Consider the following 15,077-nt stretch of genomic DNA (forward strand, 5'->3'; position numbering starts at 1 on the left):
ACGATAAATCTTTATTTTAACTTTTCCCTAATATTCATCTCTCTTAGGTTTTGGAGCGCCTGTCAGTATTTTTGATAACGTAACAATGTTAAAGAGATTGTTTTTAAGCTTTTGTAAAAATAGGAAAAAACTAAGTGTCATGCTGATCCAAAGGGGCTAGATAAAAAATGACAATTAAGTTTCTGGTGATTGCTTAACGTTCTCCTTGATAATAGAAAATTGTGTATTAATAGATGCTAATTTTATGAGATAGGATGTGCAGTAAGCGTTTGACTACATCGCGATAGAAGCCGATTCCGTTGGCTGTATGATCGTTCATCGACTCATCCCGGCAACGAGGGCCTCTGCTTTATTGGTTTGCAAGGCCAGCATATTGAAGAACAATATACGAAGGCCAGCAGACCCGAATCTACCTTATAGATTAAAGAGTGAGACGTTATCAAAATCCTTTAATCGGCGATTTTTTGGTATTGAGCACGATAATCCCTTGGAGGCATACCGTAGTGTCGTTTGAACACACGGGAAAAGTGCGCTGAGTCAGCAAAGCCCCAATTGTAGGCTATGGTTGTGATCGGTAGGCGGCCGTTACCAGTTTGGGTCAGTTCGCGGGCGCAACACTGCAAGCGCTGACGATTAATATAACGGCATATGCTTTCACCGTTCATTTCGAATTGACGATAGAGATGACGCACTGATACGTTCAGGCGGGCAGCCAATTCATCCGGCGTAGGTGGCTCCATCAATGCTTCATTGATCATTTGCTCGGCGAGACGCCGCAACGGGCTCCCCGTTTTGATAGCGTCTTCAACGTGCAAGCAGGGCTGCAATAGACTGATCAAGGCATCCTGTAGCGCTTCACCATGTTGCTTGCCTTCGCTCAGGGCTATGTGATCCTTGCTAATCTGCTGAAACATTCCATATAACAGTCGTCTGCTAAGGCTGGCCTGTTCGAGCTTACCAAAGCGGCAGGTACCGGCAGGTAAAAGTCGATCAACAGCGTCACGGCAAAGATGGATCGACAATTGATTGATTAACCCCTGTGGCTTCATCTCAAACGCCTGAGCTGAATCAAGCAAAGCCATGTCATTTGGCTGTAGAGTAAAGGAGTGATTATTGTTAAGTATTACCATATTGCCTTGGCGCTGTAGGACAAGGAAATAGAAGCGATCATCTCCCCGTGTCGCAACTCCACGTTCTCGACGGATTGAGCCAGCGTTCACACGTATGTCCGCTAGTGTGAGACCACCCAAGTCATAGCGTTGAATATTGCCAACAAAATGTTCGGGACAGTTTGCGCGCTGGGTTACAAAACGTCCGCAGACGGCTTGCATAGCATCATTCCATCTATCGAAATCATAAGCAGTTTGCACATTCACAGCAGATCTCCTTTTTTAGGATGTTCTTGTACTAAAACCCATGCCTGCGGTTGAAGCGGATGATTGCATGAATATTCATGTATTATTTGTATCAGAAAAATACCGAAGAAGCGAAGTAGTTCCTCATGGCTCTACCCTAACTATCTCCCGGGGCCGATTTGAGTACTGTAATGTCCGCTATATTCCCCAGAGCGCAAAGAGGCGCTGCTGAAATAGCTCGGCAAGCAGGTATTTCCGATGCGCTGATAGATAGGGAATGACGAAGTATCAGCTGTCAAAACGGCAGGGAAATCCATATTTTCGTCAAACAAAGACAAGATGTGCGCACCACGACTGAATACCCTTGATGGACTGCCCAGAAATTAAAGGGGTAAGACAAAATAACAAGGGGCTCTTCAATATGAAATTATGCTACTCCGCTTTTTTACCTGTTGCTGCTGTTACCAGTGGCGTAATTGCAGCGTCACTTAGCAGTGCGCAAGCAGCTGAAATATTTAGTAATACTGACACCCAGATTGGTGCCAACATTGAGGTAGTGCTGGGGGCCTTTCATAGCCAGGAAGGATACGCCCAGAGCGAAACCAGTGCGCCCGGTGGGAGGGGCTGGCAGGAAGGGTTTGCCAAATTTGGACTGGATGCTACGCATGCGCTAGGGGAAAGCTCATTTTATGCCAACGTAGCCTGGGTATCCAGCGCGACTACCGGCCAAGGCGACGCGGCAGGCTATACGACCGGCGATGAGCGTAAAACCCGTCTGGAAAATTTATACGCCGGCTGGAAATCGGGCAATGCTTTGCCTGCCTTGGGGATAGACGGCATCGATTTTTCTCTGGGGCGTCAGCGTATCCAGCTCGGCGATGGGTTTTTGATCTCAGGCGATGCACTCAACTTTGGCGAAGGGGTGTTAGGGGGCGATCTTGACCGCGGAGGCGCTTACTATTTAGCAGGACGCCAGTCGTTTGAAAACACAGCTGTGCTGAAGCTGGGGGGAGAGCAAGGCTGGCGTGGGGATGTAATGTGGCTAGCATCAGGCAACCCTGCACAGGCCAAGTCAGAACTGGCCGTTGCTAACCTTGAGCGTGTAACCGATAACGGTACGCTTGGCATCTCCTATATTGATGTACTCAATACGGACGACGACTATGCTTTCCTCTACCCTGACCGGGAAAACGTTAAGGTCTATAGCGTGCGGGGGCAAGGCAATGCCGGTGTCGAAAACCTGTTTCTCTCTGGCGAATACGCGCTGCAAAAAAATGGCAGTGCGGGTGACGAAAACGCGTGGTACCTAGAAGCTGGCTGGACGTTTTCAGACGCGGCATGGACACCCAGTGTTAGCTACCGTTTCAGCCGTTTCTCGGATCAATATGATCCGCTTTTTTACGGCAATGGACGTGCGTTAGGTACTTGGTTCCAGGGAGAAGTGGCCGCTAATTACGGCGGCCCGTTTAATACTAATACGCGGGTTCATCAGTTGAACGCATCGTTGTCGCCTTTCGAAACGCTGAGCTTCGGCGCGATGTGGTATGACTTTACCTCTTTGTCAGATGACGCCGGGCCTAATACCGGTGGGCAGGAACTCGACTTATATGCTTTTTGGGCGCCTAGTGAACACTGGTGGGTAATGCCGCTGATCGGACATTATACCCCGGATGCCTCAGCCACTAGCGGTGGTACTCAGCTCGGCAGCGATAGTGCCAATCTGTACACACAGCTTTTGGTTGGATTTAATTTTTGAGGCACGAAACAAAACTTTGATATTGCTTACTGCAGCAACCTCCACTACGCCTGCTCATTGCAATGAGTGGGCGTTCTCTTTCCAGTTATTTGCGTTAGTGCATTGCGGCTAACCTGATGTGGCGAGTTATGCAAATGGTGCTTGAAAGAGTGGCTGAAATGGGTTGGATCCGCGAACTCCCATTTGCGAGGCAATCTGCGTGGTGGGTTGGTCGGTTTCCTGCTGAGTAGCCAGTTCTTCAGCCTGAATTCATAGAATAACTGCAGCACGATGCTCAAGTATCTGTAACGACAAACCGGCTCATGTGTTGTTCGAAAAGGCGGTAAAGTTGGCGCGTAGAAATATGAAATTGCTTAGCCACCAATGCTGGCCCTAGCTCGGCTTTCTGCGAGTAGTGGTCAATGAATTGCTATATGCATTCATAGAGCGTATCGCCCGCTTTGCTAGTTAGAGGCCTCACAAAGGGCTGAGAGAAACCAGTTGAGTCAACCTGCAGCGGCTGATAAATCGCACCGGCACCACGGTCTAAACTCCGCCCATGGGGCCAGCGCTGGCGTCGAGTCGCACGCGACCTCTTGCTGATCAATACACGATTCGTTAAATGGAATGGGCTCGATCTTCTACTTACGTTTACTCATCGAGCATCAGCTGTCCAGGTTGTTGCGAGAGTCTTTCTGCAGGAGTGGTTTCTCTACCGGGAGCGTCACGTTCCATCAGGAAAAACGCACCTACCACCTCGCTCAGACGCAGCGACTGCTCCTTTAGCCGGTCAGCTGCCGCCGAGGACTCCTCAACCATCGCCGCGTTCTGCTGGGTCATGTGATCCAGTTCAGCGACTGCCTGGTTGACCTGGCCGATGCCCTGGCTTTGCTCCTTGGTGGCCGCACTGATCTCACCGAGTACGCCGGTGACCCGCGCCACGCTGGCGACGATCTCATCCATGGTTTTTCCGGCAGCCTGCACCAACTCAGCACCGGCCTGGATCCGGGTTGTAGACGTTCCGATCAACTCCTTGATCTGACGTGCGGCCTGGGCGCTGCGGCTAGCCAACTGGCGCACCTCGCCAGCAACCACCGCAAAGCCACGGCCCTGTTCGCCAGCGCGTGCCGCCTCTACCGAAGCGTTAAGCGCCAGCAGGTTAGTCTGAAAGGCGATGCCGTCCATCACCGAAACGATCTCGGCGATCTGCCGGGACGATGCATCAATTTCATCCATAGTATGCACTACCCGGGAAACCACCTCACCACCCTGAGAGGCGACTTCGGAAGCTGACAAGGATAGCTGGTTGGCCTCCCGCGAGGACGCCGCCGTATGCTCGACAGTGCTGGTAAGCTGCTCCATCGACGCGGAGGTCTCCTGCAAATGGGTGGCTGCCGTCTCGGTACGTGACGACAGATCTTGGCTGCCCATCGCAATCTCACTGGCTGCAACCCGCACTGAGTCACTGCTCTCACGGACATCGAGTAATACATTGTTTATCTTGTCGGCGAACGCATTGAACTGTATGGCCAGCGTGGCACTCTCGTTACGCCCATGCACCGGCAAACGCTTTGTCAGGTCACCATTTCCACTGGCAATATCACGCATACGCTCAGCCAATTGGCGTAGCGGGCGAGCAATGCTACCACCTACCCACCAAGCCGCCAGCAGTCCCAATCCGGCAATGATAAGACCCATAAGGGACATGCCCAGCATGTCGGCTTGACGCTGGGATTGCATCTGCTCTTGCAGACCATGCAGTCCCGCGAGCACAGCACTTTCAGGTAGGCGAATCATTAGCACCCAAGGCTTGCCGACCCCAGCTATGGTGAACGGCCAATAGAGCTCGACCATGCCCTGTCGGGAATCTGTTTCGAAGACTATATTTCCCTGCTGGGCCTGGGTAACACGCTCCTGCAGAGCGGGTTGCAGTGTCTTCGCCATCGGTTCACCCAGTGCCACTGCTTCCTGGGTGTAGGCGACTACACCGCCCCGTGAAGCGATCAGCGCCATTTCCCCAGCCCCGTCATAGAGAGCTCTGTTGGCCTCGCCCAATGTGGCTTGGAGGGAGTCAACGGACAGGTCGACACCGGCGCTTCCCATGAACTCCCCATTAACGACGATTGGTGCATTGAAGGAGGTCAGCATGACGGTTTTATTTTCGACTTCGTAAGCCGCCGGATCGGTAATGCAGGGCGCCAGTGTTTCCTTTGGGCACAGGTAGTATTCACCCTGGCGCAGGCCATTGGGCTGCAGGGTATCACTTTCGATAATGTCAGCGCCCTGAGGGATCACTTGGAGTGAGTCATTCTCGTCGCGATACCAGAGTGGCATGAATCGACCATCAGGACTGTGGCCCGGGACACTGGCGCCTGCAAAAGGGGCATCTGATCCAAAGGCGTTGGGCTCCCAGCCAATATAGGCATCTGTGATCTCAGGATTCGTGGCCATGAATTGGCGAATGACGTTCATGACCTCCTGCCGATTGAGATCGAGTTGCGAGACTCCCTGACCGGACTCCATACCCATGAGGGTATTGACGTTTGCCAGGCTCTTGGCAACTCCCAATGCCTGTCCTAGTTGCAGTTGTATCTTTTCTGCCTGATAAGCGGCCTCTGCGTAGAGCCGATGTCTGGCACCTTCTTGAATCATCTGCTCCGTAATGTGGCTAGACCGCTCCTGGGCTTGTGAGTTGGTAACTACTGCATAGACGGTGAGTATCAGAACCGCGACTGCCAAGCAGGCCCCGACCAGCACAGTAACGAAGATTCGCAGCGACCGGAAGTGCATGACTATTACCTCTCAAGGTTTATATTAGACTTTTCCAGCAGATGGCTTAAAGCTTTATAAATTAAATAATAATTTCTAAACATGTCATGCCATCTTTGACATAGTCTTCCTGCCAACTTTGCTCATCTTCGTCCAGGGTACCGGACTGGGAATAGCTGTCCTGGCTATTGTAAGTCCCTAGAGCTGCCTCGATATCAGCATCGATTGACAGGCCATTCTCTTTATAAATTTCATAAGACTTCGCAGTTAGCGAATATAGTGAAGTTAAAAGAAGCAATATTTCAGAGAAAGTTACGCTAAATGGAGGAGAAGTTTTGGTATACATTGTTATGCCTCTAAGATTTTTGTGTGTTCGAACTCGTCTTACTTATCAGAACATACAGTTATCTTAAAAACTTGACAGATACTGACAAATTTTTGTCTTCCATGGCCAGGTTAACGAAATAAAAAAGGGATTCGGAGCTTTGTAAATTAAAGTTTATAACTGACAGAAATTCAGAGGTCAGAACACTATGGCCAAGCACAACACCGGGCCTATCAGGTATCGCGTTGCGGTGACATAAGTTTTTTCCAGCTGGTAACGGAGCTAATTATCGATCCCATTCTTTATATGATTGATTATTTGTTAATCGATGTGTTGCGCTTTCTTATGCTTCCTGGTTTCGCTTGCGAGTGTCAGAGGGAAGCTCGAGAAATAGGCGGCGGTATTCGCGGCTGAAGTAACTCTGATGAAAAAAACCCTGCTGCGCTGCCGCATCAGCCAAGCAAAGGGTAGGGTCTCTCATCAGGCTGCGGCGCACCGCATTGAGGCGTAGCGCCCTGAGATAATGCACAGGAGATTGGCCTGTCTCAGCCTGGAAACTATACTGTAGTGTGCGCCGTGAGATATTGAGTTGATGACAAAGCGCCATCATCGAAGGCGGATTGTCTGGATGCATCTTGGATAGTGCATGGCAGCGATCCACTATATAGCGACGAGTGCGGTAGTTGCTACTGTCATCAGACACCACATTGCACGATGGTGACTCCAGTAACAAGTCTATACCATCCTTTAGCTGGCACATTATCGCTTGCTGGGCGCATGGCGTAGCTTCTCCACCGCAGGCTCTTAAATGCTCTGTCAATGCCCACCACTGCTGCTTGACCATCTTGAATAAATCCGGCGTAACCACGAGCACCCGGGATTTTCTTGCATTATGTTCTAGCCAGCTATGGCGGTTAAGGTCTATCGAGACCACTAGCAAGTCGTAGCCAGCTGGTGATATACCCAAAAACTCGTTGCAACGCGGCAGTACCGTAATGGCATCAGAGCGAAAGAGTGAATTGTTAGGCCATCGTAGCGGCATGGCTAAATGCCACTGATCTTCTGGGAAACGCATTAATTGCGAGACGGCAAGGTTGGCTCTTTCGCGGAAAAGTCTTACTCCCTGCTCGCTTATATCAATGATTTCCCCAGCAAATCTCCCTTCGTCAATCTGATCAAATTCCTGCTGCCAACCAGGCAACCACATGGCATGCTCGGTTACATCTGTACAGTGATGGAATGCAATAGACATGGAGGATTCACTTCTTGAAGGGTCAGAATTTAACAGGAAAATCTTGATTAGCAATGTTGGATGCTAGATTAAATTATTATTTGAGCTTCAAAGCCCTCAGAAATAATCACCTTAAAGACTTTGCCAACGTAGCTCCTTTTAGCCCAGTTCGATTTTCTAAATTAAATTTTACGTCACATTTATTCATGACGCTTATTGTCTAAAAATACACAGTTTTCACTTTCAAACTGCAAAAGAAGGTCGACGCCAGTGAGGCGTCAACCTGATGACAAGACTTCAGTAGCGAATCATTACAGATTTAATTTCGGTATAATCCTCAATAAATGCACTGCCAAACTCTCGACCCGTACCAGAAGCCTTGATACCTCCGAACGGCACTGCTGGGTCGATAAAAGTATGCATGTTGACATACACCGTACCTGCTTCAATTTCAGTTATTAGACGCAGTGCGCTGGAGAGATCGTTGCTCCAAACACTGGCAGTCAATCCGAAAGGCGAATCATTGATCAAAGCAGGTAATTCATTTACGTCGTCATACGCTAACAAGGTGATTATTGGACCGAAGGTTTCCTCGTGTAACATTCGATCTTGCAAGCTATGCGCTAGCAATAGGGTTGGCTCTACGAAGTAACCAAGCTGGGGCAGTGCTTTACCACCAAATAACACCTTGCTCTCCTGATGAGCGACCTGCAAACACTCTATAACTTTGTCGAACTGCGGTTTGTTGGCCAGCGGCCCGAACTGTACACTTTCATCCAGTGGAGAGCCGATAGTCAGCTGCTGCAAAGCAACGCTGAATTTCTCTATCACCTCTTGTAATCGCTCACGTGGTACGTACACACGTTCCGGCGCCGCGCAGACCTGACCTTGGTGTACATATCCACTCTGTATCAAGCCTGCAACAGCCGCATCGACATTTACATCCGGCAGCAACGCAGCTGCGTTCTTGCCCCCCAGTTCCAATGTCACACGTGTAAGGCTAGCTGCCATTGCAGCTTGGCCAACTTTAAGGCCGGTCGGCACTGAACCGGTGAAAGAGACCTTAGACACTTGCGGGTGGTTAATCAGTTGCGCACCGACCCCTCCTGCTCCATTGAGCACATTAAACGCCCCAGGAGGCAAGCCGGCCTCTACCGCTAGCTGTGCCAAACGTAGCATTGTCAACGGAGTAAATTCGCTAGGTTTGATGATGATAGTACAGCCGGTGACTAACGCGGCGGCGATTTTCCACACACCGATCATCACAGACGAATTCCACGGCACGATGCCTGCTACTACGCCAACTGGTTCGCGACGGGTAAACGCTGTGTACTTCTCGTCAGCCATGGAGGGAAAAGAAGGACTCATAGTTTCGCCGTTAATTTTGGTCGACCAGCCAGCGAAGTAACGCAAAAATATTGCACTTTGACTAACTTCGAACATCCGCGATAGATGAATAGTTTTGCCTGAGCAAAGGGTGTCCAGCTGGGCCAGTTCCTCGCCGTTTGCTTCGATAAGATCGGCCAAGCGGTTAAGAACCACACCGCGCTGATAAGGAGAGGTCTCTGCCCAGCTTCCTTTAAACGCACTGCGGGCCGAAAAGACTGCAGCTTCGATATCGGCAATGCTGGCGCTAGCAATCTCGGTAATCGCTTCTTCGTTAGCCGGATTAATGACCGGGATACTAGTATTGGAGTGGCCCATGTAATACTGGCCGTCAATAAAGTGGGCGTGATTCTGTTGAAGAAAGTCTCGAACCTGAGGCAAAAGCTGTATTTCGTTCATGAGGGCTCCTGGGCAACGTGAGATAGTTCAACTGGGGGGTAGCGGTGTTCAGTCAAAATTTATGCATTTTCGAGTTGCGTTAGTTAAGGTAACAGTCGTTAGTCGATCAAACCGTAAAGCCCCTTCGTCTGATCGTAAAAAAAGCTCAAGTGGCACGATGTCAAGAATCATGGTTTTCACCGCGCATAGGTCAACGATGTAGTCCGAATCTCGTAGCTACATTGAAGCTTCGCTGAACGGATCACCGTAAGCTCTATTACATCCTTAATCCGCAATCAAAAATTGATTGTGGCTGCCAAGCTTGTTGTATATGGCTGCCTAACCTAGTGAGAAGAAATTTTTGATGCCCATGTCAGTTAAGTGTGGTTCAAGTTTCTCGATGGTCTCGGAATTTAATCTCTATTGATCAAAGTTTTTTGCAACGGATTTACAAGAGCTAAACATGTATTATTGTCGCAGGGCTCACGCAATATTATTTAATATAAAATGCCAGATTTAATACTGTTGAAGAGCCTGGGTATTTTGGGCGGGTTTGTTTAGTCAGCGTGCAACTTTAAACGACTTAATGTGTCTAGTTTTTCCCTGGCGGAAGTGTTCAGTAAGTCGGTAATTATAAAAACGTTCTATTGACTATAAGCCGATAAATGCGTTTCATTAAGAAAGTTCTGCCGTTGAATCTAGAGCTGCATTGTCAGGAGATATGGGGCCGACGAAACCAATGGAAACACAGGAGAAATGGAAATCACAGCATGTGTTGCGATAAAAGTTTTCTAAGCTTTCAGATGCTTCGGCTGCTACTTCTGGTACGCTAAAGAAATATAATTGCATATAGAGAGTGCAAAGCTTGGTCTGTTACCAAGGCAGATCTGTCACAATAATTCAAATTTCTGGCAGAAAGGAACAAGTAAAAACAATTCACATATGAGCATATAAAGGCCGTAGTTTTATCTTACAATACTCAACAAGCTGCCTTTTGGTTCGTGAGGTTAAAAAATGAATAAAGTAGATAACCCTAAATCAGGAATGGTGGGCGACTATAGCCCCCTTGTAGATGGGAAGGCACGAAAGAGGTCTCGCCTCGGCTTCATTACGATGATCTCTATTTGTATTGGCTTAGTTATAGTTCAGGGGTCAATGCTGTCGGCCTTGCAGGGTGTAGGTATCGGAGGGACAGCCTTTGTCGCAGCTGTTATTATTGCGTTCATCCTTTCTCTTTTCAATGCTATGACCTTCTCTGAACTCTCTCTCATGTTTCCGCATGCTGGAACGTTAGGTACGTATACCGAAAAAGCAATTGGGCACTTCCCTGCAATTCTGGCAGTATATGCAGGCTACGTCGTTGTGGGAGTGCTAGGGATTCCTGCCGAGATGTTTCTGGTAGATGCGATATTGAATGAGTTATTGCCCGGCTTGTTTCCCTCGATGCTGATACCGTTTGTTATTTTGATTGCTTTGACAATTACCAATGTTTTGGGTACAGATGTATTTGCTAAGGCTCAAAATTTCTTTGCATTCATTCTAGTATGTGCATTGATAACTATTGGATTAACAGCTGTAACTGGGATCGCCGAACCGTACCCCGTGCTGGAAAATTCAGCACTTACCTGGAATTTGGAAAAGGCATTAAGTGTAGATACCATTGGACTTATTTCCCTCGCAATGTGGATGTTTGTAGGCGTTGAATTTGTTTGCCCAATGATAAATGAAGTCAAAAAGCCAGAGAGGGATATTCCTAGGGCAATGATGCTGTCATTATGTATAATGCTAGGTATATATACCTTCTTTATCTGGGGGGCATCCAAGTACTTAACTCCCGAAACGCTAACCGGCACACCTATTCCTTATCTTGATTATGCGAATGCTGTTTTTGGGAAGGCAGGTCTTCTCTTTGCGACTGTAATGGCTATTGCAGCGACTTGTAGCACTGTCAATACAGTTCTTGCCAGTGTTTCACGCATGCTACAGGGTATGGCAGAAAACGGGCAATCGTTCCCGCAGTTAAAAATAACCAGCAAGCGGTTCGGAACCCCATGGGTAGCCATTGTGTTCATGTCGCTTATGGTTTCTATATTCATGATTACGATGAGTATTGATTTTATTATCGTACTGGTTATCTCAGCATCTACTAGTTGGTTACTGGCTTATATCATAGCTCATGTTGATGTCATTGTTTTACGCATTCGCTATCCAGAATTACCTCGTCCTTATAAAAGCCCTTTCTTCCCTGTGCCGCAACTGCTGGGGATTATCGGGATGGGTTACGTTGCATTTAATAACTCCCCCACACCTGAGTTAACACAACAAATTTACATTACTGCGGGAAGTATTCTGCTAGTCATTAGTATAATCGCTGTATTATGGGTCAAGCTATATATGAAGAAAGGGCTTTTCACCCCCGAATAGGCCGGTCTCAAACTTCAAGCGCAACATTATCGATGATGTCTGTCTTTTTCTGTGGTTTAGCCTTGCGAGCCTGATTGTCACTTTGAAGCCAACGAAAGCACATTCATTGCGCTTTATGAACAATGGTTGCGCATTGTGGATATCCGTCAGTAACCCGATGACTGTACCGTTTAACGATGCCTGAAGGTGTTAACAAGAAACGGAGATCAGCATGAAAGTCAGTGTTATTGGCGGTGGACATGGTTGCTACGCCGCAGCCATCGAGATGGTGGAGAAAGGTTTCGACGTGACATTGTGGCGTCGGGATGGCAATGCTCTGCAAGAGTTGCGTCAATTGGGCTATTTGGACGTTAAGGATGCGCAAGGTGAACGGCGTATCCAGGTTGGCACTCACAAGGATCAACTATCTCTAACAGATAGCCTGACGGAGGCGGCGCAACAGGCGGAGCTACTGATTGTGCCGTTACCCGCCACCTCCCATGACACTCTAGCCGACCAACTAGGGCCGTTACTACGGGATGATCAGGTGGTCTTTCTACCGCCGGGTACTTTCGGCAGCTACCTGTTCCACCGAGCGATGCGAAAAGCGGGTAACGACAGCCAAGTGGCCTTCTGTGAAACGGGAACGCTCCCCTATTTGGCGCGTAAGCACGGTACGAATAAGGTTGTCATTAGTGTTTATGCAACTCGGCTACCTACCGGCGTCTTCCCCAGCGAACTGTCAGCACATGCCTTCTCTGTATTGCGGGAGGCCTACCCCAGCGTCGAACCCATCGAAGATGGCCTTAGTGGCGCCTTAATGAACGCTGGCCCTATTATCCATCCGCCTTTAATTATGATGAATGCGGGGCCGCTGGAGCATTTTGATGCCTGGGATATTCATAACGAAGGAACCCAGCCCTCTATCCGCAGCGTGACCACCGCGCTAGATAATGAGCGTATCGCGGTGCGCGAAAAGTTGGGTTACAAGCCCTCCCATTTTCCTCTTGCCAATCACTACGCCTCTGAAGGAGAGGAGTGGATGTATGGCCGGGGCGCCCACGGCAAACTGACCGATAGTGGCGACTGGCGAGAGAACATCGACCTTCATCACCATCGTTACATGCTGGAGGACACCCGAATGGGGCTCTCCTTCATCGTATCGGTTGGCCGCTGGGCGGGGCAGCCCACGCCAGTAGCGGAGGGGCTTTTAAGCATTGCTTCGGCGATCACCGGCCAAGATCTCTATGCCCAAGGCCGAACGCTGGAAATGCTGGGACTGGATTCGCTCTCCCAGGCGCAGATGCGCTCTTTATTGACGTATGGCATTCAGGCCTGACCTACCGATAGAGGAGACCGCATCATGCAGGACAACATCATCGTCTTGGGAGCAGGAAGAATGGGAGAAGGTATTGCCCTCTCATTCATTCTGGCTGGGAAGGAGGTCGTGCTGATCGACTTCAAGCCGCGCAGCCCTGAAGAGCGTCGGCACTATTATGAGCAGGCTCGCAGTCGGCTAGTGACGGAGCTCAAGTATCTTCAGGAGAAGCGGCTCATTCAGGAAGAGCAGATCGCTTCAATGGTGAAGCAGCTTCGTATCGTGGATGACCAGCAGGTGCAGATGTTGGCGGGAAGCCGTCTGGTTTTCGAGGCGCTGCCTGAAGTCAGCGAGATTAAGCAGCAAGGGCTGGCCTGGGCAAGCCGACATTTGGATAAAGAGGCTGTTATCGCCTCAACGACGTCCACTTTTCTGGTCACCGAACTCGCTTGCATGGTTAGCCATCCGGCCCGTTTTATGAACGCCCACTGGCTTAATCCTGCCCATTTGATGCCCTTAGTGGAGGTAAGCCGGGGCAAGGATACCGAGCAGCGTTATGTCGATGCGCTGTTCACGGTGCTTAAAGGGATAGGAAAAGTACCGGTGCTGTGCGAGGCGGCGCCGGGCTACATCATTCCCCGCCTGCAGGTGCTGCTCATGAATGAAGCCGCGCGTATGGTCGAGGAGGGCGTTGCCAGTGCCGAGGATATCGATGTGGCCATTCGAGTCGGGCTGGGGTTGCGCTATTCGGTGCTGGGAGTGCTGGAGTTCATCGATTGGGGCGGTGGCGATACGCTTTTCTATGCCTCCAACTACCTGTGCGACAAGCTGGATAACCGATTCAAGTCACCTGAGGTTATTACCCGGAATATGCAAGAGAAGCGTCGAGGCTTCCAAGATGGCGTGGGCTTCTTCGACTACTCAGGGGTCGATCTGTCGAACTACCGAAAGCAGCGCTCCGACGCTTTTCTAAAGCGTCTCGAGCTGCTTGACCTGATGCCAGCAGTCACTACCCGTTATTAATCCTTCACAGCCTATAACGCGCCTATTGGAAACCATGCTGTTCCTGTAGGCCTTCGCCGAGGATAGTCATAATGAAAACGAGTACACAGGTGGGAACGTTAACGGTACTAATGGCTGCAATGGCGTTGGTGGGGTGTAGCGATGCACAGGAGGAGGTAGTCGATGAGCCTAGCGACGAGTCCCAAGTGATTACCCTCAGCTACGCTTTCTTTGCCCCTGCGCAGAGCTTTCCGGCCATTCAGATGGAGCACTGGGCGAAAGAGCTCAATGAACGTACCGATGGGCGTGTCGAAGTCGACCTCTTCCCCGGGGGCACCTTACTCACAGCCAGCAATATGTACGATGGGGTGCTGAATGGTGTTGCGGATATAGGGCTTTCAGCCACCTCTTACGAGCCGGGCCGTTTTCCTCTGATCAACTTGGCCGGGAGTCTGACCGGCCAGGACGTCAATTCAGAAGTCGCCAGCCGCATGACTTACCAACTGATTCAAGAGTTTGGTGACCAGATGCCCGAACTCGAAGAGTTCAAGGTCATCACGGCCTTTACCTCGGAGCCTGCTTATTTCCAAACCATTGAACCGATTCATCAACTGAAAGACCTGGAGGGGCTGGAAATAAGAATTTCCGGCGATAACTCCAGGGCGCTGGACGCACTGGGAGTAACAGCAGTAGGCATGTCCCAGGCCGATGCTGGCGAGGCACTTCAGTCCGGCATTATCGATGGATATGCGGCTTCCCGGGAAGTGCTAATGGATATGCAGTTTGCACGTTTGGCTAAGTACGTGACCGACTATCCCTTAACTAACACCATTTTTGCAGCGCTGATGTCGAGAGAGAAGTGGGAGGAGCTGCCTACTGATATACAGGCGGTGATCGAGGATTTGGCGCCGGAGATGGCAACCTTCACCGGTCAATATCTCGATGAGCATATACAGCGTTCACTTGAGTGGGCGCAACAGGAAGAGGGGGTTGAAGTGATAGCGCTTGACGATGATGAGGCTAGCCGTTGGGATGATCAGCTCGCGCCGGTCAATGAGACTATCCTGTCGGATGCAGAGCAGCAGGGCCTACCGGCGTATGCCTTTGCAGAACGAATGAGTGAGCTGATCGAGGAGTATCGTACCGAGGCTGAGTAAAAATAGCAGAGGCGACAG

General features: G+C 49.8%; 10 protein-coding genes. 5 read left to right on the forward strand and 5 right to left on the reverse strand.

All coding sequences use genetic code 11. From position 1 onward, the window contains the following. Positions 1 to 449: 449 nt before the first annotated feature. A complete protein-coding gene (gene feaR / locus HZS52_RS05545) occupies positions 450 to 1,376 on the reverse strand; it encodes a transcriptional regulator FeaR (RefSeq protein ID WP_190374303.1) in 927 nt (308 codons plus the stop codon). A gap of 400 nt (positions 1,377 to 1,776) precedes the next feature. Between feaR and HZS52_RS05550 the strand changes: the two genes are divergently transcribed. After that, complete coding sequence (locus HZS52_RS05550; protein WP_190374304.1) at positions 1,777 to 3,111, forward strand: alginate export family protein; 1,335 nt, start codon at positions 1,777 to 1,779, stop codon at positions 3,109 to 3,111. Between the two features lie 630 nt (positions 3,112 to 3,741). Here HZS52_RS05550 and HZS52_RS05555 read toward each other — a convergent pair. The 4 genes from HZS52_RS05555 to HZS52_RS05570 form a co-directional block, all read right to left on the reverse strand. After that, on the reverse strand, positions 3,742 to 5,880 hold the full coding sequence (locus tag HZS52_RS05555; RefSeq protein ID WP_190374305.1) for a methyl-accepting chemotaxis protein: 2,139 nt from the start codon (positions 5,878 to 5,880) through the stop codon (positions 3,742 to 3,744). A 61-nt stretch (positions 5,881 to 5,941) separates the two neighbouring features. Beyond that, complete coding sequence (locus HZS52_RS05560; RefSeq protein WP_190374306.1) at positions 5,942 to 6,205, reverse strand: hypothetical protein; 264 nt, start codon at positions 6,203 to 6,205, stop codon at positions 5,942 to 5,944. Positions 6,206 to 6,527: 322 nt separating this feature from the next. After that, complete coding sequence (locus HZS52_RS05565) at positions 6,528 to 7,436, reverse strand: helix-turn-helix domain-containing protein (RefSeq protein ID WP_190374307.1); 909 nt, start codon at positions 7,434 to 7,436, stop codon at positions 6,528 to 6,530. A 276-nt stretch (positions 7,437 to 7,712) separates the two neighbouring features. Continuing rightward, positions 7,713 to 9,200 (reverse strand): aldehyde dehydrogenase family protein, encoded by a 1,488-nt coding sequence (locus HZS52_RS05570; RefSeq protein WP_190374308.1) that lies wholly within the window; start codon positions 9,198 to 9,200, stop codon positions 7,713 to 7,715. Between the two features lie 993 nt (positions 9,201 to 10,193). On the opposite strand from HZS52_RS05570, the gene HZS52_RS05575 reads away from it, so the two are divergent. The 4 genes from HZS52_RS05575 (at position 10,194) to HZS52_RS05590 (ending at position 15,059) form a co-directional block, all read left to right on the forward strand. Beyond that, a complete protein-coding gene (locus HZS52_RS05575) occupies positions 10,194 to 11,603 on the forward strand; it encodes an APC family permease (RefSeq protein ID WP_223828060.1) in 1,410 nt (469 codons plus the stop codon). 211 nt (positions 11,604 to 11,814) lie between these two features. Further along, positions 11,815 to 12,921: an NAD/NADP-dependent octopine/nopaline dehydrogenase family protein gene (locus tag HZS52_RS05580; RefSeq protein WP_141440332.1), complete on the forward strand. Its 1,107-nt coding sequence runs from the start codon at positions 11,815 to 11,817 to the stop codon at positions 12,919 to 12,921. A gap of 24 nt (positions 12,922 to 12,945) precedes the next feature. Further along, the gene (locus tag HZS52_RS05585; RefSeq protein ID WP_141440333.1) at positions 12,946 to 13,923 is read left to right on the forward strand and encodes a 3-hydroxybutyryl-CoA dehydrogenase; all 978 of its coding nucleotides are present in this window, start codon (positions 12,946 to 12,948) and stop codon (positions 13,921 to 13,923) included. A 71-nt stretch (positions 13,924 to 13,994) separates the two neighbouring features. Further along, the gene (locus HZS52_RS05590; protein ID WP_223828061.1) at positions 13,995 to 15,059 is read left to right on the forward strand and encodes a TRAP transporter substrate-binding protein; all 1,065 of its coding nucleotides are present in this window, start codon (positions 13,995 to 13,997) and stop codon (positions 15,057 to 15,059) included. Positions 15,060 to 15,077 lie beyond the last annotated feature (18 nt).

The sequence above is a fragment of the Vreelandella titanicae genome (assembly GCF_014697095.1).
Lineage (GTDB): Bacteria > Pseudomonadota > Gammaproteobacteria > Pseudomonadales > Halomonadaceae > Vreelandella > Vreelandella titanicae.